General features: G+C 42.9%; 23 protein-coding genes and 1 pseudogene. 19 read left to right on the top strand and 5 right to left on the bottom strand.

Annotated elements, in window-relative coordinates; translation table 11 throughout:
- Window positions 1-182: 182 nt before the first annotated feature.
- Together O9295_RS14770 and O9295_RS14775 are read left to right on the top strand one after the other, a co-directional pair.
- Window positions 183-1,577 (top strand): DUF2252 domain-containing protein, encoded by a 1,395-nt coding sequence (locus O9295_RS14770; protein WP_288033536.1) that lies wholly within the window; start codon window positions 183-185, stop codon window positions 1,575-1,577.
- A 324-nt stretch (window positions 1,578-1,901) separates the two neighbouring features.
- Window positions 1,902-2,285: a DUF4346 domain-containing protein gene (locus tag O9295_RS14775; protein ID WP_002747361.1), complete on the top strand. Its 384-nt coding sequence runs from the start codon at window positions 1,902-1,904 to the stop codon at window positions 2,283-2,285.
- Between the two features lie 242 nt (window positions 2,286-2,527).
- On the opposite strand, the gene O9295_RS14780 is transcribed toward O9295_RS14775, so the two are convergent.
- Window positions 2,528-3,391, bottom strand: a complete 864-nt coding sequence (locus tag O9295_RS14780; protein ID WP_079205481.1) for a branched-chain amino acid ABC transporter permease — start codon at window positions 3,389-3,391, stop codon at window positions 2,528-2,530.
- Between the two features lie 270 nt (window positions 3,392-3,661).
- On the opposite strand from O9295_RS14780, the gene O9295_RS14785 reads away from it, so the two are divergent.
- Together O9295_RS14785 and O9295_RS14790 are read left to right on the top strand one after the other, a co-directional pair.
- Window positions 3,662-4,171, top strand: a complete 510-nt coding sequence (locus O9295_RS14785) for a pentapeptide repeat-containing protein (protein ID WP_045359278.1) — start codon at window positions 3,662-3,664, stop codon at window positions 4,169-4,171.
- Window positions 4,168-5,295, top strand: coding sequence for a 5-(carboxyamino)imidazole ribonucleotide synthase (locus O9295_RS14790; RefSeq protein ID WP_288033540.1), 1,128 nt, complete (start codon window positions 4,168-4,170; stop codon window positions 5,293-5,295). Before O9295_RS14785 ends, O9295_RS14790 begins: the two co-directional genes overlap by 4 nt.
- A 216-nt stretch (window positions 5,296-5,511) precedes the next feature.
- On the opposite strand, the gene O9295_RS14795 is transcribed toward O9295_RS14790, so the two are convergent.
- Window positions 5,512-6,450 (bottom strand): SGNH/GDSL hydrolase family protein, encoded by a 939-nt coding sequence (locus O9295_RS14795; protein ID WP_288033543.1) that lies wholly within the window; start codon window positions 6,448-6,450, stop codon window positions 5,512-5,514.
- A gap of 82 nt (window positions 6,451-6,532) precedes the next feature.
- On the opposite strand from O9295_RS14795, the gene O9295_RS14800 reads away from it, so the two are divergent.
- The 14 genes and pseudogenes from O9295_RS14800 (at window position 6,533) to O9295_RS14865 (ending at window position 19,758) form a co-directional block, all read left to right on the top strand.
- Window positions 6,533-6,667: a hypothetical protein gene (locus tag O9295_RS14800; protein WP_002736350.1), complete on the top strand. Its 135-nt coding sequence runs from the start codon at window positions 6,533-6,535 to the stop codon at window positions 6,665-6,667.
- A 390-nt stretch (window positions 6,668-7,057) separates the two neighbouring features.
- Window positions 7,058-9,049, top strand: coding sequence for a DICT sensory domain-containing protein (locus tag O9295_RS14805; RefSeq protein WP_147071512.1), 1,992 nt, complete (start codon window positions 7,058-7,060; stop codon window positions 9,047-9,049).
- A 162-nt stretch (window positions 9,050-9,211) separates the two neighbouring features.
- Window positions 9,212-10,417: an argininosuccinate synthase gene (locus tag O9295_RS14810; protein ID WP_288033548.1), complete on the top strand. Its 1,206-nt coding sequence runs from the start codon at window positions 9,212-9,214 to the stop codon at window positions 10,415-10,417.
- 246 nt (window positions 10,418-10,663) lie between these two features.
- Window positions 10,664-11,079 (top strand): annotated as a pseudogene (locus tag O9295_RS14815) (XisH family protein).
- Window positions 11,067-11,408 (top strand): XisI protein, encoded by a 342-nt coding sequence (locus tag O9295_RS14820; protein ID WP_002793145.1) that lies wholly within the window; start codon window positions 11,067-11,069, stop codon window positions 11,406-11,408. The pseudogene O9295_RS14815 and the gene O9295_RS14820 overlap by 13 nt, the downstream one beginning before the upstream one ends.
- A 149-nt stretch (window positions 11,409-11,557) precedes the next feature.
- On the top strand, window positions 11,558-11,938 hold the full coding sequence (locus tag O9295_RS14825) for a hypothetical protein (protein WP_288033551.1): 381 nt from the start codon (window positions 11,558-11,560) through the stop codon (window positions 11,936-11,938).
- Window positions 11,939-12,415: 477 nt separating this feature from the next.
- A complete protein-coding gene (locus tag O9295_RS14830; protein WP_288033553.1) occupies window positions 12,416-13,108 on the top strand; it encodes a PEP-CTERM sorting domain-containing protein in 693 nt (230 codons plus the stop codon).
- Window positions 13,109-13,204: 96 nt separating this feature from the next.
- Complete coding sequence (locus O9295_RS14835; protein ID WP_288033555.1) at window positions 13,205-13,420, top strand: hypothetical protein; 216 nt, start codon at window positions 13,205-13,207, stop codon at window positions 13,418-13,420.
- Window positions 13,421-13,675: a type II toxin-antitoxin system RelE family toxin gene (locus O9295_RS14840; protein WP_002743631.1), complete on the top strand. Its 255-nt coding sequence runs from the start codon at window positions 13,421-13,423 to the stop codon at window positions 13,673-13,675.
- A 214-nt stretch (window positions 13,676-13,889) separates the two neighbouring features.
- Window positions 13,890-14,699, top strand: a complete 810-nt coding sequence (gene larE / locus O9295_RS14845) for an ATP-dependent sacrificial sulfur transferase LarE (protein WP_288033572.1) — start codon at window positions 13,890-13,892, stop codon at window positions 14,697-14,699.
- Window positions 14,700-14,998: 299 nt separating this feature from the next.
- Window positions 14,999-16,009 (top strand): permease, encoded by a 1,011-nt coding sequence (locus O9295_RS14850; protein ID WP_002760364.1) that lies wholly within the window; start codon window positions 14,999-15,001, stop codon window positions 16,007-16,009.
- A gap of 24 nt (window positions 16,010-16,033) precedes the next feature.
- On the top strand, window positions 16,034-16,825 hold the full coding sequence (locus O9295_RS14855) for a TIGR03943 family putative permease subunit (protein WP_288033557.1): 792 nt from the start codon (window positions 16,034-16,036) through the stop codon (window positions 16,823-16,825).
- A gap of 46 nt (window positions 16,826-16,871) precedes the next feature.
- Window positions 16,872-18,350 (top strand): Ig-like domain-containing domain, encoded by a 1,479-nt coding sequence (locus O9295_RS14860; protein WP_288033559.1) that lies wholly within the window; start codon window positions 16,872-16,874, stop codon window positions 18,348-18,350.
- A 31-nt stretch (window positions 18,351-18,381) separates the two neighbouring features.
- Window positions 18,382-19,758, top strand: a complete 1,377-nt coding sequence (locus O9295_RS14865) for an aldehyde dehydrogenase (protein ID WP_288033561.1) — start codon at window positions 18,382-18,384, stop codon at window positions 19,756-19,758.
- 11 nt (window positions 19,759-19,769) lie between these two features.
- Here O9295_RS14865 and O9295_RS14870 read toward each other — a convergent pair whose 3' ends face one another.
- From O9295_RS14870 to O9295_RS14880, 3 genes are all read right to left on the bottom strand, one after another.
- Window positions 19,770-21,179, bottom strand: a complete 1,410-nt coding sequence (locus tag O9295_RS14870; protein WP_147070516.1) for an isochorismate synthase — start codon at window positions 21,177-21,179, stop codon at window positions 19,770-19,772.
- A 235-nt stretch (window positions 21,180-21,414) separates the two neighbouring features.
- Complete coding sequence (locus tag O9295_RS14875) at window positions 21,415-21,819, bottom strand: NIL domain-containing protein (protein ID WP_002739790.1); 405 nt, start codon at window positions 21,817-21,819, stop codon at window positions 21,415-21,417.
- A 32-nt stretch (window positions 21,820-21,851) separates the two neighbouring features.
- On the bottom strand, window positions 21,852-22,118 hold the full coding sequence (locus tag O9295_RS14880) for a ssr2422 family thylakoid membrane protein (protein WP_079205496.1): 267 nt from the start codon (window positions 22,116-22,118) through the stop codon (window positions 21,852-21,854).
- A gap of 103 nt (window positions 22,119-22,221) precedes the next feature.
- Here O9295_RS14880 and O9295_RS14885 point away from each other — a divergent pair, with 103 nt between their 5' ends.
- The gene (locus O9295_RS14885) at window positions 22,222-22,773 is read left to right on the top strand and encodes a thioredoxin family protein (RefSeq protein ID WP_079205497.1); all 552 of its coding nucleotides are present in this window, start codon (window positions 22,222-22,224) and stop codon (window positions 22,771-22,773) included.
- Window positions 22,774-22,843 lie beyond the last annotated feature (70 nt).

Consider the following 22,843-nt stretch of genomic DNA (forward strand, 5'->3'; position numbering starts at 1 on the left):
TGAAATGGGGCGAAAGTCTGTGGACTCTGTGTAAGACAGTACATGGTTTTTTAACTGTGGTATGCGACGGTGGTGGAAGCAGAAACTTAAATCGTGAGGTTTAGGAATCGCCGCACTTTTAGGGCGGCGAGGATGTCAACTAACAGCAAGGGATGTAATCTCATTCAGGGGAAAAAGTCGCTATGAACCACCAAATAGAAACCCCGATCCGGTCACCCTCTCAAGCTCGATTCCGTTCACGGGAGGAACGCATCCAGATCGGTAAATCCCTCCGGGAGCGATTGCCGCGTTCTCGCCACGCTATCTGGCAACCCCCCGCAGCTGGTCGAGAGCCGATCGAGATCATCGAAGCATCAAATCGAGGGCGATTACAGGAATTGATTCCTATCCGCTACGGACGGATGTTGCGGAGTCCCTTTACCTTCCTGCGCGGTTCCGCTGCTTTGATGGCCTACGATCTGGCCACCACTCCCAAAACCGACATTATCGTGCAGGCCTGCGGGGATTGCCACCTCTTGAACTTCGGATTTTTTGCCACCCCCGAACGCAATTTAGTCTTCGATATTAACGATTTCGACGAAACCCTACCCGCACCTTGGGAATGGGATCTCAAGCGTCTAGTGGTCAGCTTTGTCATCGCCGGCAGGGATAGCGATCTATCCGATCGAGAATCGAAGGCAGCGGCGATCGATTGCGCTCGTTCCTATCGGGAACACCTGCGGGAATATTCTCGCCTCAGTCCCTTAGAGGTATGGTACACGCGCATAGGAGTAGAACAGGTGATCGAGATGGCTCCCGACGAAAAGACGCGGAAGATACGGGAACAGATGATGACAAAAGCCCGCGAGCGCATCATCGAACATCTCTACCCCAAGATCGTCACCCAAACCGCGGGACGCAATCGCTTTGTCGATCAGCCGCCCATTCTCTACCATGTCAACGAACCGGATTGGGAGACTCTCGTGCGTGAGGGTCTGGAAGACTATCGCCAATCCCTGCCGGAGGAACGCCGGGTCCTGTTTGATCGCTACCGGTTAGAGGACTTTGCCCTGAAAGTGGTAGGCATTGGCAGTGTCGGCACCAGATGTTATATCGCCCTATTTTTCTCGGAAGATAACCATCCCCTCATCCTACAAGTTAAGGAGGCTTGCCCTTCAGTTCTTGAACCCTATACCGCCAAGAGCCAGTACGAAAATCAGGGACAACGGGTGGTTACAGGCCAGAGATTGATGCAATCCTCTAGCGACATATTTTTAGGCTGGACCCAGGGAAGACGGGGCAATAACTTCTATTTACGGCAACTGCGGGATATGAAGTTTTCCCTACCCATCGAAGGAGTGTCGGCCGTCCAACTGCAACGCTACGCCGAGTTCTGTGGCTGGACCTTAGCCCGCGCCCACGCTAAATCTGGAGACGCGGCCACTATTAGCGGTTATTTGGGAAAAGGAGATCAGTTCGATCTAGCCCTGGGCGAATTTGCGATCGCTTATGCCGAGCAGACAGAACGAGATCACGCCGCTTTGGTGGAAGCGGTCAAAACAGGACGGGTTGAGGCTTTGGTGGAAGAAAATTTATAGGGTTAAGCTCTCAGCCATCAGCCTGTTATTTTTCGACCTTAGATTAGGGGCGCAAAGCTCGCGCCCCCAGATGGCAGCTGGTGTGATACTAAATCTGGTTATTAAAAACTGATTATCTATTGCCCCTTTTGCCTCTTTCCTCTTGCCCCCGCTCCCCACTTTCCTATACTTTTTAAACAGGATTTAGTATTATTGCTCAGTAGGTCAGATTTGCTCACAGAAAATACGGCCTATATCTACAAAATGCTCTAGAAAAAGGATGATGGTATGTGATATAATTTGCTCTTGCTTTCATCTACATATTTAAGTGATTTTGTCAAGAAAATGAGCGAATTAAAATCACAAATCACGGCTATTGATCATCAACTTTCCAAACGTCCGATCGCTCTCGATCCCGCAGGATATTTTATTATTTATCTAGACCGAGAAGCCGGGTTAATCTGTGCCAAACATTACAGCAATATTATCAATGAAAAAGGTTTAGCCGTCGATCCAGAAACGGGAAAAGTTATCGGTGTTAGGCAAAAACTTGATCGCAATCCTGAGACTATTTACACCGCAAGAACCGCCAAAGAATTAGCCGTCAAAGTGATCGAAGAAACCCAACCTTGTCCGATTACTATGTTCGATCATGCTGCTTATTTAGGTCGAGAATTCACCCGCGCTGAATACGCTTTAATCACCGGGGAAGAATATATTCAGGATTAAAAATTGGGCTTTTCAGTAATCAGTAAACAGTAATCAGTAAACAGTAATCAGTAAACAGTAAATAGTAATCAGTAAATATAGCAGTTTTCATCAGAATGAGGCATGGGCAAGGGGCTTAAGTCCTTTGTTGGCAAAACTTGTCGATACCTCAGTAACGTGAAAAGCGCTATAAATAACTTAAAACTTCAAACTTAAAACTTACATCTGATAACTGATAACTGATAACTGATAACTGATAACTGTTAAACCGTGCCTTTAAATAAACCTTGGGGACGGAATAATAACAGCAGGATCATAATTAATAAAGCCACGGCTAATTTATAATCAGAACCAATTAAGGGAACACTAATTTCTTGGGCAACACCAATAATTAAAGCCCCAGCAATCGCTCCGTAGGGATTACCGATACCACCTAAAATCACGGCGGCAAACATTGGTAAGATTAAAAACCAGCCCATATTGGGACGCACTCCCCCAGTAATTAACCCGAACATCGCTCCGGCTAAAGCAGTTAAAACTCCCGTAATTATCCATGTCCAGAAGACAACCCATTCGACGTTAATTCCGGTTACTCTAGCTAAATCGGTGCTGTCAGCTACGGCGCGCATCGCCTTACCGATCTTAGTTTTTTGCAATAACAAATGGAGGGCAATAATAACTATAATTGCCAAACCAATGACTAACAAGCGATCGAAAGCTACTTTAATCCCAAAAATTTCTGTAGCGGTCATCACAGGGAGATCGTAGCGTTGATTACTACCGCCCCAGATCATTAAAATACCATTGCGAAGAAATAAAGCCAAACCGATCGAAATAATAATTAAAGTGGTAGAATCAGCCCGTTGATCGCGCATAGGTTTCCATAATAATCTCTCGGCAATGAGCATGGCAATAGCTGTCACTGCTGCCCCCACCAGCATCGCTAACCAGAGATTAATCCCTTGAGCATTTACCACCCAAGTTATGTAAGCACCCAAAGTCATAAAATCGCCGTGGGCAAAATTAGACAGACGCAAAATGCCACAGGTAAGGGTTAACCCGACAGCAGCCAGAGCAATAATACTGCCGACGGCTAAACCATTGAATAAAAGTTGCGGTGTATCCATCAAACCTCTTGTATAAATCAGAAATTGTCCTTAGAAATAGAAGTCAGGAGAGAGAAAATGAATTAACTTTTGTCTTTTACTTTATTTAGCTGAAAGCTGGGGGCCCGTGGCTTAAATATTTTTGTTTAGACCAAATTGCATGGCAGTATAAGCCTAGACAGCCATTATAAAGGTTTGTGTGCCAGCAATTTCTAGCGGCTGGCGGAAAGCTGACGGCGGATGACTTACTGCTATAAAATCAAGAATGCCCACTGATGGAATTTTCCGCCAATGAAGACTATCTTTCGATTAGCGATCGCTTTTTTTGCAATACTATTTATCCTATCTCCTGTCAATGCCTTAGCAGCCAGTTCTGCTGCTGTCACAGGAGCCAATGCCAGTTATGAAAACCAGAATCTGACAGGAAAGGATTTTTCGGGACAAAATTTGCAATCTGCCCAATTTACTAACGTTAATCTCCAAGATTCTAACTTTAGTTCTGCCGATTTGCGCGGGGCAGTGTTTAACGGAGCCTCTATCATCGAAGGCAACTTTCATGGAGCGGACTTAACCAATGGGTTAGCCTATCTGAGTACCTTTAAAAATTCCGATTTAAGCGATGCCATTTTTGCCGAAGCGATCATGCTGCGTACCATTTTCGAGGGAGTCAATATCAACGGTGCTGATTTTAGTTTTGCCGTGCTTGACGCTCAACAAATCAAAAATCTCTGTGAAAGAGCCGAGGGTGTCAACTCAAAAACCGGCGTCTCTACCCCGGAATCTTTAGGATGTGATCAATGATGCAAAGAAGGGTTGGTGTTATTGGTGGTGGACAATTAGCTTGGATGATGGCACAGGAAGCCAAGAAATTAGGCATTTCTCTAATTGTACAAACACCACACCCCGACGATCCCGCCGTTGCTTTAGCTGACGGGGTTGTCTTCGCAGAAATAGCTGACGTGGAAGGCACAAAAAAACTAGCTCAACATTGTGATCTGATCACTTTTGAAAATGAGTTTGTTAATTTAGATGCCCTAGAAGAATTAGCGGCCACAGGAGTGAAATTCTATCCTAGTTTGGCAAATCTGCGCCCCCTATTGGATAAATACGAGCAAAGATGTTATTTACGCTCCCTAGGGTTGCCTGTGCCTGATTTTTGGGCGATAGATAATTTATCCCAACTAGAAAATTATCCTTTTCCGCTAGTGCTGAAAGCGCGACGACAGGGTTATGATGGTCAAGGAACCTTTATTATCCGCACTCCTGAAGAATTAAACGCCAAAAAGCCGCAATTAGAGCGTCTTGACTTGATGTTAGAAGCTTATATTCCCTACGAGCGAGAATTAGCCATCGTTGCCGCTAGGGGATTAACCGGGGAAATCGTCACCTATCCCGTGGTGGAAACCCATCAAGAGGAGCAAGTCTGTCACTGGGTGATTGCTCCCGCCGCTCTTAACCAATCATTACAGGCTCAAACCGAATCTATCGCCCATCATCTGTTAAGTAGTTTGTCGGCGGTGGGTGTTTTCGGGATGGAATTATTTGTCACTTCCCAGGGAGAGGTATTGATTAATGAAATCGCTCCCCGTACCCATAATTCTGGTCATTACAGCCTCTCTGCCTGTCTTACCTCCCAATTTGCCCTACAACTGCAAGCAGTGGCTAATTTGCCCCTCGGAGCCACGGACTTAAAATCTGCTGGGGCAGTCATGGTTAATTTATTGGGTTTTGAGGATAGTGACGGCGATTATGGCGAAAAAAGAGCAATTTTAGCGGCAATTCCAGACGCTCAGGTTTTTTGGTATGGTAAAAAATCCCGTCCCGGTCGAAAATTAGGCCATGTCACCCTCTTAAGGGATACAAGCGATCGCTCTGAGTTATTGGCCTTAGCAAAACAGATAGAAAAGCTTTGGTATGGTTGTTAGGGAAGTGGGGGTGTGGGGAAGTGGGGAAGTGGGGTGTGGGGTGTGGGGTGTAGGGTGTGGGGAGAATAAATAGAAATAATCTCCTATCTCCTATCTCCTGTCTCCTGTCTCCTGTCTCCTGTCTCCTGTCTCCTGTCTCCTGACTCCTGACTCCTGACTCCTGACTCCTGACTCCTGACTCCTGCCCCCAGGAAAAACTTTTTCAGCAGACCCTAATTAAAAGACATTTTTGATTGCCTCGGTCAGTTTTTGACTAATTAACTCGTTACCGTCTCCACTGAGATGAATATTATCGATATAGAGGGAATCGGGATTGGGATGGGCTTGAAAAATGGGCAGAAAATCTAGATAAAAAATCTGCTGGTTGCTGGTGAAATCCGCTAGTCTTTGACGGGCTTTTAATTCATAATCTCGCCCCTGTTTTTGAGCTTCGCGAATGAGGGGGGTAATAGCGATAATTAAACGGGCTTGATTAGCCTGAGCAAGGGCTTGAATTTGGGCAAGAGCGGTTAAATTATTGCCCACTCGATCGCCTCCTTCTTGCACCGGTGGCAGGGGAGGATAACGCTTAAAATATCGATCGTACAACTCGATTAAAGCTAAAGCCGGCCGGCGAGCGGGATAATTAATTTCTCGTCCCACCACCGCCGAACTAGGAGCTAAAGCGAACAGATCATCGGTGTTCATTAATAACACAATCACCTGGGATTCAAAGGTGCCGAAACGTCGCAGATAGGCCGATTGATTGCGCGGTCCCCAAGAATTGGCCGAAGCATTGAGAACTTCCACCGAACCCGTCAGATTCTGGCCTAAATTTTTGGCGATTAAAGCAGCAATGGTCTCTTTTTGATCTGTCCACCAGGAGCCATTAGCGATCGAATCACCGATTAACATGATTCTCGTCGTCTCCGGGGGCCGTTGGGTTGTAATCGGATCGCTCCGCATCGAATACTGATTAACGGCGATAAAATTGGAAAACCGGCGCGTTTGTTGATTAGGAGCCAAAAGATAGCCAATTTCGGCATCAGCTTTGTAAATAAGCGGATTACCGAAGCCGAAGACAATTCTTAAAATAGCCTCAAGGAAAAGGGCAAGGGCGAAAAGAACGCCTAGAATGATTAAAGACAGCCGAATGATACCAATTTCTAATAACACGGATAGATGAGAGTTCGCTAATTTATGATCCTAAAGTGTCTCATACTTTCTACATCCATCTCATGAAAAGGAGTTAAGGGCAATGTCAGACTTAAATCGTGGCATCATGAAATTCGAGGGGGCCGATAAACCGGCAGTAGTGGCGATATCGTCCATTATCGTTATCGGTAGTATTATTGCTCTGATCCTTTGGGCAATGAAAGTCGCCTACATCTAGTTAGGGTTTGCGGCAAAAAGTTTCTCGTGGGGGCAGGGTGTAGGGTGTAGGGTGTAGGGTGTAGGGTGTAGGGTTTTACCCATTTTCATCTGGTAAATTACCTAATTTTCAGGGAAAAAGTCCCTAAATTTTCCCCCCGATCCCTCCAATGGCGGGTACTTTTTGATTTCCCAAAAGTCTAAAAGTCTTACCCAACAAGGTTTAGATTTATTCAGCAACATCTAGTTAGCTAGAATAATTTCGCTCACTTTTGGCATCACTCGGTTTAAATTTCTTGCCATCACGATCTCACCTCTTGTCCCCTTGAGCCTGTAGGATAGGGTCAAGGGAGAAATTGCTAGTTCCCTCTATCGCGCTTGCTAGTTACACCCGACTCGAAACAGATCATCGATGAGCAGATCAACTTCTGTTTTAACAGAACTGTTGCAGTTACTCCCCCAATGGCGATCGCAGATGTACTTCAAAGCATCCCTGACCGCGCTATCCCACGCCATGGAGGATCAGGTTTTAGCGGAAGACGATCAACCGTTAGTGATTGCCAGTTTTCAGCGTGAGCGCTTTTATCGTCAAGAGGCCCATCGCTATCGACGCATTGCCCACAAAAGCGGGCAAGTTTATGTTTTGTCGGCCCCAGAAACCGATTTTAAGCATAGTTCCGACATTTACGAGACGATCGCTTTTCAACCAGAGGACAGTTTAGCCCAAGAATGGCATCTAGTGGTTATCGGTGGCCATTATGCTAGTTGTTTAATCTGTCGGGAACGAACCCATCTGACAGCAAAGGGGGAAAATGGGGCAGCTATGGATAATAATCGCCGTTTTGAGGGGCTTTGGACGAGCGATCGCCATGTAAGTCAACAGGCCGCCCAAATTCTTTTAAATCATATTCTCGATTATCGTCCCGAACTAGCGGAGAAAATTAGGCGCGCTCAAGAAGAATACCTGATCTGTGAACTGACGGACAGGGATCATCAAGAGGAACCAGATCCCTTTGTCCAGCGATTGGTCACTTATTTGCAAGCGGGACAGTATAAACTGCTGAAAGCCAATCGTTCCTTGGCATCGAAAGAACACAAGGAAAGACTGATCAACTCGGTGACAGCCTCGATCCGTCGTTCCCTCGATCCGGAAGCTATCCTACAGGTGGCAGTGCAGAAATTGGGGCAGGGATTGGGAGTCTGTCGCTGCGTGGTCTATCGTTGTAAGGAAGCCGACATTAACGCCACCATCGAACACGAATTTTTAAACTCCGGCATTAGTTCCATCAAAGGACAAAAATGGCCACTGAAAAATAATCCTCTTTTTCAGGAAGTGCTGGAATTGAGAGAATCCCTGAAAATCGAAGACGCTATTCACGATCCCCGTCTCCCCGGCGATTCCATTCAAAATCTCGTGCGGGAATGTTCCATCTATTCTTGGTTATTAGTGCCGATTTTTTACCAAAGTCGTCTCTTGGGAATGTTGGAACTGCATCACTGTGGACCCTATACCACCACTTGGAAAAGCGAGGATGTTGCCCTTGTGGATGCGGTGGCCACTCAAATCGGAGTCGCCCTCATTCAAGCAGAAGCCTACGCTAATTTACAGGATTTAAATGAACAATTAGCCGCTCTCGATCGCACTCGTTCTAATTTAGTCGCCATAACCGGCCACGAATTACGCACCCCCCTCTCCACCATTCAAGTCTGTCTAGAAAGTTTGGCCTCGGAACCGGATATGCCAGCAGAAATGCGCCAAATTATGCTTGATACTGCCCTGAAAGATGCGGAACGAATGCGTAAATTAATCCAAGATTTTTTAACTCTTTCCAGGTTAGAAAGTGGCCGGGTTAATTGGAATCCCGAAGCTTTATCCTTATCGGAATGTGTGGAATTAGCCATCAGTCACGTTCACTCCCGCAATCTCGACAACGAAAATCCAAAAATTAGCAATCTTGTCCCCCCTAATCTGCCCTTTGTTTTAGCCGATGGCGAGTGGTTAGTGGAATTACTCTCCAAACTTCTCGATAATGCCTGTAAGTTTACCGGTCGCGAGGGAAATGTCTCGATCGAAGTCGCTTCGGGAAAGCCAAAAACTCTAGAAGTAACCATTTCTGACACTGGACGCGGGATCGAACCCAATCGTTTAGAACAGGTTTTTGATCGCTTTTACCAAGAGGAGGGGGCCCTGCGACGCAGTGCCGGGGGAACCGGTTTAGGACTGGCTATCTGTCGTCAGATCGTTAATGGTTGGGGCGGCGAAATTTGGGCAGAATCCCAGGGCAAAAATAACGGCAGTCAGTTTCATTTTACTATTCCAATATTTAAAGATAAAACTAACGATAATCCCCAAAATACCGCTCCGAAAAAATCCTCCCGTCGTCCTGCCAGTAAACGTAAATAGCGGCTGGTTGCCCGTTTAGTTTTGGCTCTTTGCTCGTGACTTCCTATTCCTTTTCTTCATCAAAAACTAAACAAAAAAGCATTAAAAAAGAAGCATCAAATCCCCAGGATATATAATAAAATTAAAAGAGTAATCAATTAGTCGTTTTTAGGTGAAAAAATTATGGGACGCGCCAAGAGAGTGGTTTTAGCTTATTCCGGAGGAGTCGATACTTCCGTCTGTATTCCCTATCTCAAACAGGAATGGGGAGTAGAAGAAGTGATTACCCTAGCCGCCGATTTAGGACAGGGAGACGAATTGGGACCAATTCAAGAAAAGGCTCTGCGCTGCGGAGCGATCGAATCCTTAGTGGTCAATGCTCAGGAAGAATTCGTCAAAGAATACGCTTTTCCCTCAATTCAAGCTAATGCTCTCTATGAAAATCGTTATCCCCTTTCTACCGCCCTGGCTCGTCCTTTAATCGCTAAATTATTAGTAGAGGCCGCCGAGAAATACGGGGCCGATGCCGTCTCTCACGGCTGCACCGGCAAAGGTAACGATCAGGTGCGTTTTGATGTGGGCATTATGGCCCTCAATCCTAGTTTAAAAGTTCTCGCTCCCGCCAGGGAATGGGGCATGAGCCGGGAAGAAACCATCGCCTACGGGGAAAAATTCGGGATTGAGTCTCCCGTGAAAAAATCCTCACCCTTTAGTATCGATCGTAACCTGTTGGGGCGCAGTATTGAAGCCGGTCCCTTGGAAGATCCGATGACGGAACCCCCGGAAGAAATCTATTTAATGACCAAAGCGATCGCCGATACTCCCAACGAGCCGGAATACGTCGATATTGGTTTTAATCAGGGGATTCCTGTCAGTTTAAACGGAGAAAATCTCGCTCCCGTCACGCTAATTAGTCAATTAAATGACCTAGTGGGTAAACACGGTGTTGGTCGGTTAGATATGATCGAAAACCGGGTAGTGGGAATTAAATCCCGAGAAATTTACGAGGCCCCAGCTTTATTAGTTTTAATTGATGCTCACCGGGACTTAGAAAGTTTGACTTTAACTGGAGATGTTACCCAATATAAACGGGGAATTGAAGAGACCTACGGACAGTTAATTTATAAAGGATTGTGGTACAGTCCCTTAAAGGAAGCGATCGATGCTTTTATCCTCAAAACCCAAGAACAGGTAACGGGATCGGTGCGAGTGAAACTGTTTAAAGGTAACGCTAAAGTGGTCGGTCGTCAGTCAGTCAATTCTATCTATTCTCCCGATTTAGCTACCTACGGAGCCGAGGATCAATTTGATCATAAAGCTGCCGAAGGTTTCATCTATGTTTGGGGATTACCCAGCAAAGTTTGGGCTGAAAAAACTAGAGGGAAGTAATCAACAATTCTCCCCTAAGTAAGTGGGTTTTAATTCAGATCCCCCCAGCGATCAACACCCCCCTTATCAAGGGGGGAAGGGGGGATCAGCACCCCCCAAGGTAGGGTTAATTCATGAATTAACCCTACTATGACTGGACCAGGGGGGAATCAACAAATAACTGATTTAAATTTGATCACCGATTTTATCAGACTTAGGATTGTTAATAAAATTAAATATAACTAATGAAATTACTTTTTTAGAACCATGCCAGCAAAAGATATTTACCATGAAGCCGTGAAAAATGCCTTAATTAAAGACGGTTGGAGTATTTTAGCTGATCCTGATAAAATTAAATATAAAGATGTTGAATTTTTGCTGATTTAGCAGCAGAAAAACCTTTGGCTGCTGAAAGAAATGGACGTAAAATTGTTGTGGAAATCAAAAGCTTTTTAAGTCCCTCACCTATGAGAGATTTTGAAATAGCTTTAGGACAGTATATTTTATATCGAAATTTAATCAGTCTTACCGAACCAGAATATCAAATTTATCTAGCCATTAAAGACAGCATTTATGAAAATTTTTTCCAACGAGAATCAATTCAGGATATTCTGAAAATAAATCAATTACTTTTGCTGGTTGTTGAGATGGAAAAGGAGAAAATTTTACAATGGATAGACTAGAAAAATATCGCAATGCCATTAAAAAAGTATTAACAGAATATCACGAATGGGTTTCTGGTTCTGCTAATTTAGATCAAGAAAGTTGTCTGGTTTTTGACGAGATACATGATCAGTATTTTTGGCTTTTTATGGGTTGGGAAGGCAAGAAAAAAATCAGGAATATTCAAGTCCATATTAGGATTAAAAATGAGAAGATTTATATTGAGGAGGATTGGACTGAGGAAGGTATCGCTACGGAATTATTAAGGGAGGGTATTTCTAAAGAAGATATAGTTTTAGCTTTTTACGATCTGGAAACTCGTAAGTTAACAGGGTTTGCTGTGAGTTAAGTTCTCGGTAAATCTTGCCTGGAAATCTGAGGTTTATAAAAGAAGCTTAAAGGAGCTATTTTGTTACTTTTGAACCAGTTTATCCCTATGGGTAACAAAAATTTGAGGTATAATCATAATATCTCTATAACCCCACATAAAAAAAGCTTATGGCTATTTCAATTACTTTAACCCTACCTGATGAGATTTTTAATCTAGCTCAATCCTTAGCCCATTCAATTAACCGTGATCTTAATGATATATTAGTAGAAGCGATCGCTTTTTCTATTAGTCCCAATTATCAAGGCGAAAAAATCTCATCCCTAAATTCATTATCAGATGAAGAAATTATCAAATTAACTCAATTACAAATGGCATCGGAACAAGATCAAAGATTAAGCGAGTTGCTCAATCAACAACAAGAGGGGGATTTATCAACCTTTGAAAATAGGGAACTTTGGTCATTGATGCAAATTTATCAAATAAACTTGTTAAAGAAGTCTCAAGGATTAAATGAAGCGGTTAAAAGAGGATTAATTTCACCATTATAAGCATGAATCCTAGCCCTATTCCCGACTATATTAAAGATAAAATTCGCCAACAAGCTAATACTAAATCTGGTTATTAAAAACTGATTATTTATTCCCCCTTTTGCATGAGGTTCTCTCCTTTATAAGTAGCCTATACTCAACGGATTTAGTATAATTGCTGATTGTCGGTATTCCTGCAAATGTAAGATGCACCAGGTCAATTTATTGCGGGGGAACCTAGGAGCGAAGGTGATCATTTCGGTCAAAGAAACTAAGTAGAGGTAGAACCTCGCTTATCTGCGTTGCCAGCTATAACCTTGCAACCAGTCAAAAATATTTATATAACCCACAACTATCTTAAATATAAAAATCAATAAAAAATGATGATTAAATAACCCTTGACTTCCCCCCCCTTGTGATATTTTTTGCTGTGGGATATTGGCGCAAAACTAGCGTTAAATATGACCATAATTTTCTCCTATTACTGTCATCGAATCCATGAAAAAATTACTGACAATTTTAACCCCCTTGACTCTGATGGGGTTGGCCGGGGTTACTCCTGCTCAAGCGGCAATAGTAGCTGGTTGGAATTCATTTAATGCCAGTACCGCAACCTATCCCAAAGCGGCGAATACTGTAGGTGCGAATATAACCAGCACTGGGTTAAACACCGCCGGGATAGCTCGGCTGCCCTTTAGTCCTTTCCAGCTAGGTGGTGATAATGGTGGGTGGAATACAAGTGGCACTGTTAATACCAGCCAATACGTCGAATTTGCCGTACAACCGGGTGCAGGTTTTCAAGTCGATTTTACTAACTTACAACTCAATGCGCGGCAGGATCAAAAGCGGATAGATTTAGTCTTGCGCTCTAGTGTTGATGGGTTCACCAATAATTTAGGGACACAAGTTAGACTAACAAATAGCTTTAATACCTACAGCTTTGACCTAAGCAGTTTAGCACCCCAAACCGGCCCGGTGCAGTTCCGTCTCTATGGACTGAGTGCTAGTGAACCTAATGTCATCTTCTATGGTACAAACTCTGCTAATGTTGCCGGGGGTGGGTTTGTGGCTCTTAATGGGGATATTACTCCTACTGGTGGCGGTGCTGTATCAACCCCGGAACCTAGTGGTATAGTGAGTTTAATCGCTGTTGGTGCGTTGGGTGCCGCTTCCCTTCGTCGTCGGGGATAAATTATCCTTGGCAGGGGCAACTACAGAGGAGTTGTCCCGATATCTTGATATAATCGGGAGTGATAGGTCAATTATCTTTTCTGAATAGGGGCAAATATGCAGATAAAAGACATGACTCCCCAAGAGTTACAAAGTTTAATCCTTAATACAGTAAATGATACTCTAGATGAATACTTTGGTGATCCGGATGAGGGAAAACAAGTTAAAGAATCTTTTAAAGAAAAGTTATTAGAAATCCGACAAAAAAGACTACAAGGAAGAGCGACTATTCCCGCAGCTGAGGTGGATAAAAGATATGGGATAGAACCTTAAATGAGCTATTCTGTTACTTTTGAACCAGAGTCGATAACTGATTTAGATTTGATCACAGATTTTATCAGACTGAGGATTCTTAATAAAATTAAATGGTTAGCTATCAACTTTGAACAGATAACTCCCCTACCTCTTACGAGAGAATGGTCAGGGTTTTACAAATTAAGAGTAGGAGATTATCGGGTTATTTATGAATTTGATCGAGAGAGTAGGATAATTATTAGAGTAGGTCATAGAAGTGAAGTTTATGACTAAATACTTACTAAAATAATGGGATCAGCAATAAGCTAAGACGCATTTTAACCGCCTATCCTTAGAATAGCGAGATTATTTTCTAGTAAAAATTGCCAAAAATAGCCCAATTATTGACAAAATTATGGCAGCATAAATCGAGGGGTAGCCCTGATTAATTACGGCACGGCATATAATGAAAAATGGTCTCCCTAAACCAGTTGCCAAAATCGCCGCCATGGACAGTCAATTACTCGATAAACTCGGACAATTACAAAACCTCTTAAAAACCAGCGAAAAAGCGCTGATTGCCTATTCTGGTGGCGTAGATAGTACCCTAGTGGCAAAAGTGGCCTATGATCTGCTAGGGGGTCAAGCATTGGCAATTACGGCGGTTTCCCCTTCCCTACTGCCGGAAGAATTAGAAGAAGCGATCGCTCAGGCCGATTATATCGGTATTCGGCATGAATTGGTGGAAACCGAGGAAATGAATAACCCCAATTACACCAGTAATCCCGTTAATCGCTGTTATTTCTGCAAAAGTGAGCTACACGACACCCTTAAACCCATCGCCCTCGCTCGTGGTTATTCCTACGTCATCGATGGCGTTAATGCTGATGATTTAAGGGATTATCGTCCCGGGATTCAAGCCGCTAGGGAGCGCGGCGCTCGTTCACCCTTGGCGGAAATTGCTATCACAAAAAGCGAAGTTCGTCAACTATCTCGTTACTTAAATTTACCTTGGTGGGATAAACCGGCGCAACCCTGTTTAAGTTCCCGTTTTCCCTACGGGGAGGAAATTAGCCTGGAGAAATTGCAAAGAGTCGGACGGGCGGAGATTTATCTGCGAAAATTAGGTTATCGTCAATTACGGGTGCGATCGAGCGGCGATACGGCACGGATTGAATTACCAGCAGCAGCAATTCCCGACTTTATTAATCGGACAAATTTAAGCCAATTAGTCGCTGATCTGCAAAAATTAGGCTTTATCTATGTCACCCTCGATCTAGAAGGTTATCAAAGCGGCAAACTTAATCGAGTCCTCTAAGTGTGAGGTGATGGGAGAGTGGGAATTATGAATTATGAAGTGGGGAAGTGGGGAAGTGGGGAAGTGGGGAAGTGGGGGAATTTCAACTAAAACCCTAACACCCTAACACCCTAACACCCCAAAACCCCAAAACCTAAAACCTGTCCCCTGATAACTGGCTCCTGTCCCCTGACAACACAGAAGTCACTCGATCGGATATATTAAAAAAATGTTAAAAAGCCGGGGAGCGGACTGATGAACCTTTTTCTGGGGTCCCTAAGTCTTTACCCCTAAACCTCTAATTGCCAAGGCGAGGATAGATGAGTCAACTACAAAATGCCTTTACCCTATTCCTGAGCCTGTTGGTGGAAGCGATGCCTTTTTTACTGCTAGGGGTGATTCTCTCTAGTATTCTTTTAATATTTGTCGATGAACGTCGCCTAGTTGCTCTGATGCCTCGAAATGCTGTTTTAGGAGCATTTGTGGGGGGATGTATTGGGTTTTTGTTCCCCGTCTGCGAGTGTGGCAATGTACCCGTGGCGCGACGTTTACTTGTGCAAGGAATGCCGAATGCAGTAGCGGTTAGTTTTCTCTTAGCAGCGCCGACAATTAACCCGATTGTTATCTGGTCCACTTGGGTAGCTTTTCGCGATCAACCGGAAATTGTTTTCTATCGAGTTATCTTTTCTTTGTTCATCGCTACGGTTATCGGTATTATCTTTAGTATCCAAAAAGATCCCCGACCGCTCCTCCAAACCTCTTTGGCAAAAAGTCTCAATTGGCAACCGCAAACACCGGAAAAAGAATCTATCCCACTACTACTACAATCCGGTTCTTTTCTGATCGGTAATTCTGGGCAAACTTTGCGCTTAGATGAAAGTTTTGCCGCTACTGCTGTCCTACCAGCAGTGCAAGCTATCCCGATGAAAAGGCGCTGGTTAACTTTTGTGGAAAACGTGGTGATGGAATTACGGGAATTAGGAGGAGTGTTAATCTTAGGAAGTGCTATAGCGGCCGGTTTACAGGTGTTTGTTCCCCGGGAATTTGTTCTTAATTTGGGTCAGGATCCGATTACTTCGATCTTGGCCATGATGCTGTTAGCGGTAATTGTTTCGATTTGTTCCACGGTTGATTCTTTTTTTGCTCTCTCCTTTGCCTCTAGTTTTACCAGTAGTTCCCTGCTGGCTTTTTTAGTGTTCGGTCCAATGATTGACCTGAAAGGGATTGGTTTAATGTTGTCTATTTTTAAACCGAGAATGTTAATTTATCTCTTTGCTTTAGCAGCGCAAATGACTTTTTTACTCACCTTGGCTCACAGTTATTTATTTTAGGTCAGTACCCGGATAGTTTTTCCCATGAATTCATCACGTCTAAAAATAATCGCCCCCCAATTTATCGATGTTATTGCCCTAATCGGTTGGGGTTCGTTACTATTTAAATACTGGATAACTGGACAGTTAAATTTACTGATACACCCTAATTATTTTATTCTGGTTCTCATCACCAGTATTGCTTTATTTGTTCTGGGAATAGTCAAGCTTTGGACATTATTAAAACAGTGGCAAAAAAAGATTAATTTAGATAGTAACGATAATCGATCGCATATTACCATTCTTCCCCAACATTTTGGCTCAGGTTTATTAGTAATAACTGCCATTTTAGGCCTATTTATCGCCCCGCAGCCCCTCAGTAGTCAAATCGCATTACAGAGGGGAATTAGTGAATCTTTACCCCTAACTCGCTTGCAAACTCAATCCTTTGGCACTACCGTTAAACCAGAGGAAAAAAGTTTAATTGAATGGGTAAGAACTTTGAATGCTTACCCCGAACCTGATGCTTACACGGGACAACCGGTAAAAGTCACAGGTTTTGTGGTGCAATTGCCCCAATTACCCGATAATTATTTATTAATTAGTCGCTTTATCCTTACCTGTTGTGCCGTGGATGCTTATCCCGTGGGTTTGCCGGTGAAACTATCAGGAAGTCGCGGTCAATATCCCAATGACACTTGGTTAGAAATCACCGGAGAAATGGCCACGGAATCTTTACCCGTAGAGGTGGGAAAATCAACCACCAGAAGACAATTAGTAATTAAGGCTAAATCCGTGAAATCTATACCCACTCCTGTGGATCCCTACGGATATTAACAGTTATCAGTTATCAGTTATCAGTTGTTTCTAACCATCTACTATAATGATCAAGACCTTACAACTACAACCGATTGATAAATTAGCGATAACATTAATTGTATCGCTAACCTTAGTAATTGGCGGCTTAATTTGGTTAGGTAATAGCTGTGGTAATCAATGTCTTTTACAAACCGGTCCAAGGGTCAAGGAATTTAGCTGGGAAAATCGAGAAATTGGCTCAGAAGATCAAGCATTTATTATCACTTTTGATCGCCCCATGGATCATGCTAGTGTAGAAAAAAATCTAGTTATCGATCCTCCGCTGCCGGGTAAGTTGAGTTGGGCCGGAAGACGATTAGCTTATACCCTCACTTCTCCCATTCCCTACGGAGAAAAATATCATCTGCAAATTGAAGGTGCGCGGGAACAATTTCGCAGCGGTAATCGATTAGGACAAACCCTGGCAATTTTTGAAAGAGAATTTAAAAGTCGCGATCGTGCTTTTGCCTATATTGGCACTAATGGGGAAGAACAGGGAAGATTAATTTTTTATAACTTGACCGAGGAGAAGAAAACCCTCTTAACCCCCGCAAATTTGACCGTTATGGCTTTTGAATTCTATCCTGATGGTAAAAAAATCCTCTTTTCGGCCGTGGCGAAAAATCGGGGGATAGAGGGAATTCGTGAACTGCAGCTTTACCAAGTTGATAGCAGTCAATCGCCTCTAAAAATTGAGTTAGTGCTAGACAATAAAGATTATCAAAATAATCACTTTGATTTAGCTAAAGATGGGGAAACTATTGTCGTGCAGAGAATTGAGCGCCGCAATCCGATTAACTTCGATTTATGGGCAGTTAAATCGGGGGAAAAACCCCAAAAATTAAACATCCAAGGCGGAGAATTTTTGATCGCACCTGATAGTAAAACTCTGGCTGTCACCCAGGGGGAAGGAATTGCGCTTTTGCCCTTAAAATTCGAGACAAAACCCCTGGATTTTTTACCAAAATTTGGGCGAATTTTGAATTTTTCTGCCGATGGTACGGCCGCAGCAATGGTAAATTTTAATACTGATAATGCCAAAATGCGTTATATTCGATCGCTTTTTTATGTCAATAATCAAGGATTACAAAAACGGTTACTCAATCTACAAGGTTCGATTATAGATTGTCAATTTAATGCCACCGGTAGTGATTTGTATTGTTTGTTAACCGAGTTAGTTACTAACAGTCAAGAGTACAAAGAAAAACCCTATTTTGCTAAAATAGATGTGAAGACCGGTCAAGTGACTCCCCTACTGGAATTAGCTGATTATCGTGATATTCACATTAGTTTATCTCCCGATGGTTTAGCAATTATTTTTGATCAACTTCGCATCAGTTATGATACTAATCCTACTAATCCCTTGACTACCGATTCGGGAGAAACAATTATCGGTGGTCGTTTGTGGATGTTAATTCCTCCCCTACAAGATGGAGTAAAAGCCAGTAAATCTGATTTAATTGAATTACCTCTAGCGGGAATTCGTCCCCAGTGGATGCCGTAGAATTACCATCATTAAGTTAGGAATTATTTCGATGCTGTCAAACTCAGAAAAATTAGCCAAATTGCGTCAGTATTTTGCCAGTGGTGCAACTCGTTCCTATCAATTCCGTCGTCAGCAGTTAGAGAAGTTAAAACAGGCAATCATTAAATATGAAGCAGAGATATATCGAGCTTTATATAGCGATTTAAAGAAAAGTCCCGAAGATTGTTGGATTACTGAAAATGGCTTCCTTTTGGTGGAAATTAATACCGCTTTAAAAAATTTGCGCTCATGGATGCAACCCAAAACTGTTAAAACTAATCTCTTAAATTTCCCATCCTCCAGTCAAATTGTTCGGGAACCTTTAGGAGTGGTTTTAATTATTGGTGCTTGGAATTATCCCCTCCAATTGTTATTAGTGCCTTTAGTCGGTGCCATTGCTGCCGGTAACTGTGCGGTATTAAAACCGAGTGAATTTGCCTCAGCGACGGAAAAATTAGTAGTTAAAATAATTGAAGAAATATTCCCTGAAGAATATGTGTTAATTGTCCCGGGAGATGGTGCGGAAGTAATTCCGAATATGTTAGACAGTTTTACCTTTGATCATATATTTTTTACAGGCAGTACCAGGGTAGGAAAAATTATTTATCAACTAGCGGCAGCAAAGTTAATTCCCGTTACTCTAGAATTAGGGGGAAAAAGTCCCTGTGTTATCGAAGCTGATGCTAATATTTCCGTGGCAACTCGTCGCATTGCCGTGACAAAATTCTCTAATTGTGGTCAAATGTGTATCGCAGCTGATTATGTTTTAGTACATCAATCCCAGCAGGAGAATTTGATCAGAGAATTAGCCAACAGTATTATTAATTTTTTCGGTGAAGATGCCAGATTAAGTGCTGATTATGGTAAGATAATTAATGAGAAACAATTTGATCGCCTGATTGACTTTCTCCAAGATGGTGAGATTGTTTTTGGAGGCAAAACCGATCGAGAAAATTTATATATTCAACCAACTTTATTAACTAATGTTTCCCTCGATGCTCCTATTATGCAAGGGGAAATATTCGGTCCAATTTTACCGATCATTGCCTTTAGCACTTTTGAGGAAGCTTTAGCAATTATTGCTAAAAACCCTAACCCTCTAGCTTTTTATCTGTTTACTACCAAGGCAAAGACCGAAAAGAAATGGTTAGAATCAGTCCAGTTTGGGGGAGGTTGTATTAACAACAATAGTTTTCATTTTACTAATCCTAGTTTACCCTTTGGTGGTCGAGGAAATAGCGGTATTGGTAGCTATCATGGTCGTTTTTCCTTTGAGAATTTTAGTCACCAAAAAGCGATTATGAAAACACCTCTTTGGTTCAATCCCGCTTTAAAATATCCACCTTTTAAGGGTAAATTAGACTTATTTAAGTTATTAGTTCGGTAACAAGCTACAGTTTAAGTTAAAGCTTTTAAGAGAGCTTGAAATTTAAGCTGAATTTCTGCTAGTTCTTTTTCCGGATCGGAACCGGCAACAATACCCGCACCGGCGTATAATCGCGCTCGATCGCCTTCAATTAAGGCCGAACGAATACCAACAATAAACTCACTATTATTTTGACAATCGATCCAACCCAAAGGAGCGGCATAAAGAGAGCGATCGAAGGTTTCATAATGACGAATTTGTGCTAAAGCGATCTCGGTGGGAACCCCCGCAACAGCAGGAGTGGGGTGTAGTTGGGCAACAATTTCGAGGGGATGGATGGAGGGTTTTAGTTTGGCATGGATAGGAGTCCAGAGATGTTGAATATTGGAGAGTTTTAACAATCTAGAGGGAGAATTTTGCGGATTTAAGCCAATTTGTCGCAGTTTTTGGTTAATAAAGTCACTAACAGCCCGATGTTCCCGTTGTTCTTTTTCACTAGCGAGGAGTTTATTGGCTAAAAGAGCATCTTCGATCGCATTTTCTCCCCGGGGAGCGGATCCCGCTAAAGCATCGGTGATTAATTGCCCCTGATGGACAGTTAGCAAGCGTTCGGGACTAGCGCCGATAAAATGATCTCCCCGTCCATTGCCGAGGGAAAAAGTATAGCAATCGGGATGACGCTGACGCAAATTATCGAGACAGTTTACCAGATGAAAAGGACGGGGAGAAATCACGTCAAGAGCGTGAGCAAGGACAATTTTGCTAAAATTTTGAGCCTGGATAGATTGGAGTGCATCGGCAACAGCCGCTTGAAAATTATAGGTAGGATGAATATAATAACTACAGGGATCCTGACGGGGATTTTGTCGGCAATTGCTCGAGTTATTTTGGATAATTTTGAGGTTGTTGATAGTTTCTTCGAGGGAGTTTTCTATTTCTTTTTCGCCGGTGATTAGGAGATTGGTAAGGAAAAAATATTCCGACTGTTTTTTGATAATTTGAAACTTAGGCAGGGTTAGGGTAGCTGAGGGAAAGGGGGTAGCTCTTTCCGAGTCGAAAAAAGTGAAACTACAAAAGATGCGGGGAGTAATCTCGCTATAGTTATCAATTTTGATAATTCTTTGTTGACAGTTTTCAATAAATTTTTGAGCTTTTAAAAAACGTTGTTTGCCGTGGAAAGTGGCAGCAAAGGCGATGCCGTAGCCGAGAAAAGCGGTTTCTCGTTCGGGATTTTCCCAATAACAATGGGTGGCATAGCTAGAGGCAATCCGAGAGAGAATTTCTAGGGGATCAACGGGGGAAATTTTTTGACAAAAACTAACGATCGACGGATTTCCCTTTTCTGCGGCTAACAGTTGCGGGTTGAGGATAAAGTTATAGAGGCCGCGAAGATCAGCAATCGGACTATCAGGATAGGAAAGGCGAGGAACGGCAGAAGTCATGTCAAGTTTTTTGTATTTTTTGCAAAAAAACCATGATTAATGGTATGTAATCCCCACAGATGTGGCCAGAGTCAGCAATCTCTTTTTAACTATGGTATCGGAGAAAGGGTCTTTAGGCAGAAAGGGAACGGGATATTTGTGACGATTAACCGCGTTGGAGACACATGAAGGCTTAAAATCTCCAGAGATGGCTATTATTTAAATGGGCAAAAAAATTAATTTAATAACTGCTACTTTACAAGTTTGTGGAAATTGCCACCACGGGACAAGTGGGGATACATTGTTCACAAACCACACAACGGGAACGCAAAAACTTGAGACGAAAACTTTCGGGATCAAGGGTTAAAGCTTCCGTGGGACAAACTCCCGTACATAACCCACAATCGACGCATTTTTCTTCATCAATGACGATTTCGCGACTAACTTGGGAAACGCCAATATTTTGTAATTGTAACCATTCGATCGCCGCTTCTAACTCATCGATATCTCCCGATAATTCTAATACTAATGTTCCCACTTGATTGGGGGCAACTTGGGCGCGGATAATATTAGCGGCGACGTTAAAATCCTTCGCCAGTCGATAGGTAACGGGCATATGGACGGCTTTTTTGGGAAAAGTGAGAGTAACGCGTTTTTTCATGCAGCCTTTCCGATCAAAGAATCTTTTTTTGCTTATTTGCCGAAAACGGCTGGAATTACAATAGCAGCAGTGGCGGCAACGATCAGACCAAAAGCCAAATTAACTACCTGTTGATCAGCTTTTTGGTAGGTATCGATGCTAAGACTAAGTTCACGAATTTGGTTGATCACGTCTCCTAGCTTTTTTTCAATGTTTTGAACGTTACTTTCTAAAGTTTCTAATCGCCCCTCAATTGTATGAACGTACCCTTCTAGCCTTTTTAGCTGTCCCTCTATTCGATCGAGTCTTTCTTCGGTCATAATTATTACCCATCTCTAACTTAATTGTAACTCAATCGACACCAATACTAAAAGAGCGCAGCAGTCGTTACAATAGGACAAAGTAAACTTTGATTAAATATCCATGACAGCCACCACACCCACCAACAAAACCAGAAATCTGCTGCTGGCAGTAACGGCAGTTATCCTTAGTGTAGCGATTTTCTTGGGGTTTCAAACCACCGCTAGTTCTGTATCTTTGGAAGCGCAAGCGGAAAAAGCGACACCTTTCGATCTTGCCCTCAGCAATGGTAAACCCACCCTGACAGAATTTTATGCTAATTGGTGTACCAGTTGTCAGGCGATGGCCGCTGAAATTGCCGAAATTAAAAAACAATACGGTAATGCCATTAATTTTGTCATGCTCAACGTTGATAATAATAAATGGTTGCCGGAAATTCTCCGTTATCGCGTGGATGGTATTCCCCATTTTGTCTTTTTAAATAATCAAGGACAACCAGTTGCCCAAGCGATCGGAGAACAACCAAAATCAATTTTAACTGCTAATTTAGAAGCACTTTTAACCAATTCTACCCTACCCTATGCCACCACTACGGGACAGGCTTCTGATTTTAATATCCTTGCGGGCGCTAGTCAAACCGATCCTCGCAGTCACGGCAGTCAAGTTAAGCAGTAATCAGTAATCAGTTATCAGTAATCAGTTATCAGTTATCAGTGGAAAGCTCATGGCTGAAAGCTATCATTCA

The sequence above is a fragment of the Microcystis sp. LE18-22.4A genome, assembly GCF_027531105.1.
In the GTDB taxonomy this organism is placed as follows: Bacteria; Cyanobacteriota; Cyanobacteriia; order Cyanobacteriales; family Microcystaceae; genus Microcystis; species Microcystis aeruginosa.

Excerpts from the sequence above, each read along its gene's own strand:
- O9295_RS14770 (WP_288033536.1), top strand. The coding sequence starts at position 183 with ATGAACCACCAAATAGAAACCCCGATCCGGTCACCCTCTCAAGCTCGA.
- O9295_RS14775 (WP_002747361.1), top strand. The coding sequence starts at position 1,902 with ATGAGCGAATTAAAATCACAAATCACGGCTATTGATCATCAACTTTCC.
- O9295_RS14780 (WP_079205481.1), bottom strand. The coding sequence starts at position 3,391 with ATGGATACACCGCAACTTTTATTCAATGGTTTAGCCGTCGGCAGTATT.
- O9295_RS14785 (WP_045359278.1), top strand. The coding sequence starts at position 3,662 with ATGAAGACTATCTTTCGATTAGCGATCGCTTTTTTTGCAATACTATTT.
- O9295_RS14790 (WP_288033540.1), top strand. The coding sequence starts at position 4,168 with ATGATGCAAAGAAGGGTTGGTGTTATTGGTGGTGGACAATTAGCTTGG.
- O9295_RS14800 (WP_002736350.1), top strand. The coding sequence starts at position 6,533 with ATGTCAGACTTAAATCGTGGCATCATGAAATTCGAGGGGGCCGATAAA.
- O9295_RS14805 (WP_147071512.1), top strand. The coding sequence starts at position 7,058 with ATGAGCAGATCAACTTCTGTTTTAACAGAACTGTTGCAGTTACTCCCC.
- O9295_RS14810 (WP_288033548.1), top strand. The coding sequence starts at position 9,212 with ATGGGACGCGCCAAGAGAGTGGTTTTAGCTTATTCCGGAGGAGTCGAT.
- O9295_RS14820 (WP_002793145.1), top strand. The coding sequence starts at position 11,067 with ATGGATAGACTAGAAAAATATCGCAATGCCATTAAAAAAGTATTAACA.
- O9295_RS14825 (WP_288033551.1), top strand. The coding sequence starts at position 11,558 with ATGGCTATTTCAATTACTTTAACCCTACCTGATGAGATTTTTAATCTA.
- O9295_RS14830 (WP_288033553.1), top strand. The coding sequence starts at position 12,416 with ATGAAAAAATTACTGACAATTTTAACCCCCTTGACTCTGATGGGGTTG.
- O9295_RS14835 (WP_288033555.1), top strand. The coding sequence starts at position 13,205 with ATGCAGATAAAAGACATGACTCCCCAAGAGTTACAAAGTTTAATCCTT.
- O9295_RS14840 (WP_002743631.1), top strand. The coding sequence starts at position 13,421 with ATGAGCTATTCTGTTACTTTTGAACCAGAGTCGATAACTGATTTAGAT.
- larE (WP_288033572.1), top strand. The coding sequence starts at position 13,890 with ATGGACAGTCAATTACTCGATAAACTCGGACAATTACAAAACCTCTTA.
- O9295_RS14850 (WP_002760364.1), top strand. The coding sequence starts at position 14,999 with ATGAGTCAACTACAAAATGCCTTTACCCTATTCCTGAGCCTGTTGGTG.
- O9295_RS14855 (WP_288033557.1), top strand. The coding sequence starts at position 16,034 with ATGAATTCATCACGTCTAAAAATAATCGCCCCCCAATTTATCGATGTT.
- O9295_RS14860 (WP_288033559.1), top strand. The coding sequence starts at position 16,872 with ATGATCAAGACCTTACAACTACAACCGATTGATAAATTAGCGATAACA.
- O9295_RS14865 (WP_288033561.1), top strand. The coding sequence starts at position 18,382 with ATGCTGTCAAACTCAGAAAAATTAGCCAAATTGCGTCAGTATTTTGCC.
- O9295_RS14870 (WP_147070516.1), bottom strand. The coding sequence starts at position 21,179 with ATGACTTCTGCCGTTCCTCGCCTTTCCTATCCTGATAGTCCGATTGCT.
- O9295_RS14875 (WP_002739790.1), bottom strand. The coding sequence starts at position 21,819 with ATGAAAAAACGCGTTACTCTCACTTTTCCCAAAAAAGCCGTCCATATG.
- O9295_RS14880 (WP_079205496.1), bottom strand. The coding sequence starts at position 22,118 with ATGACCGAAGAAAGACTCGATCGAATAGAGGGACAGCTAAAAAGGCTA.
- O9295_RS14885 (WP_079205497.1), top strand. The coding sequence starts at position 22,222 with ATGACAGCCACCACACCCACCAACAAAACCAGAAATCTGCTGCTGGCA.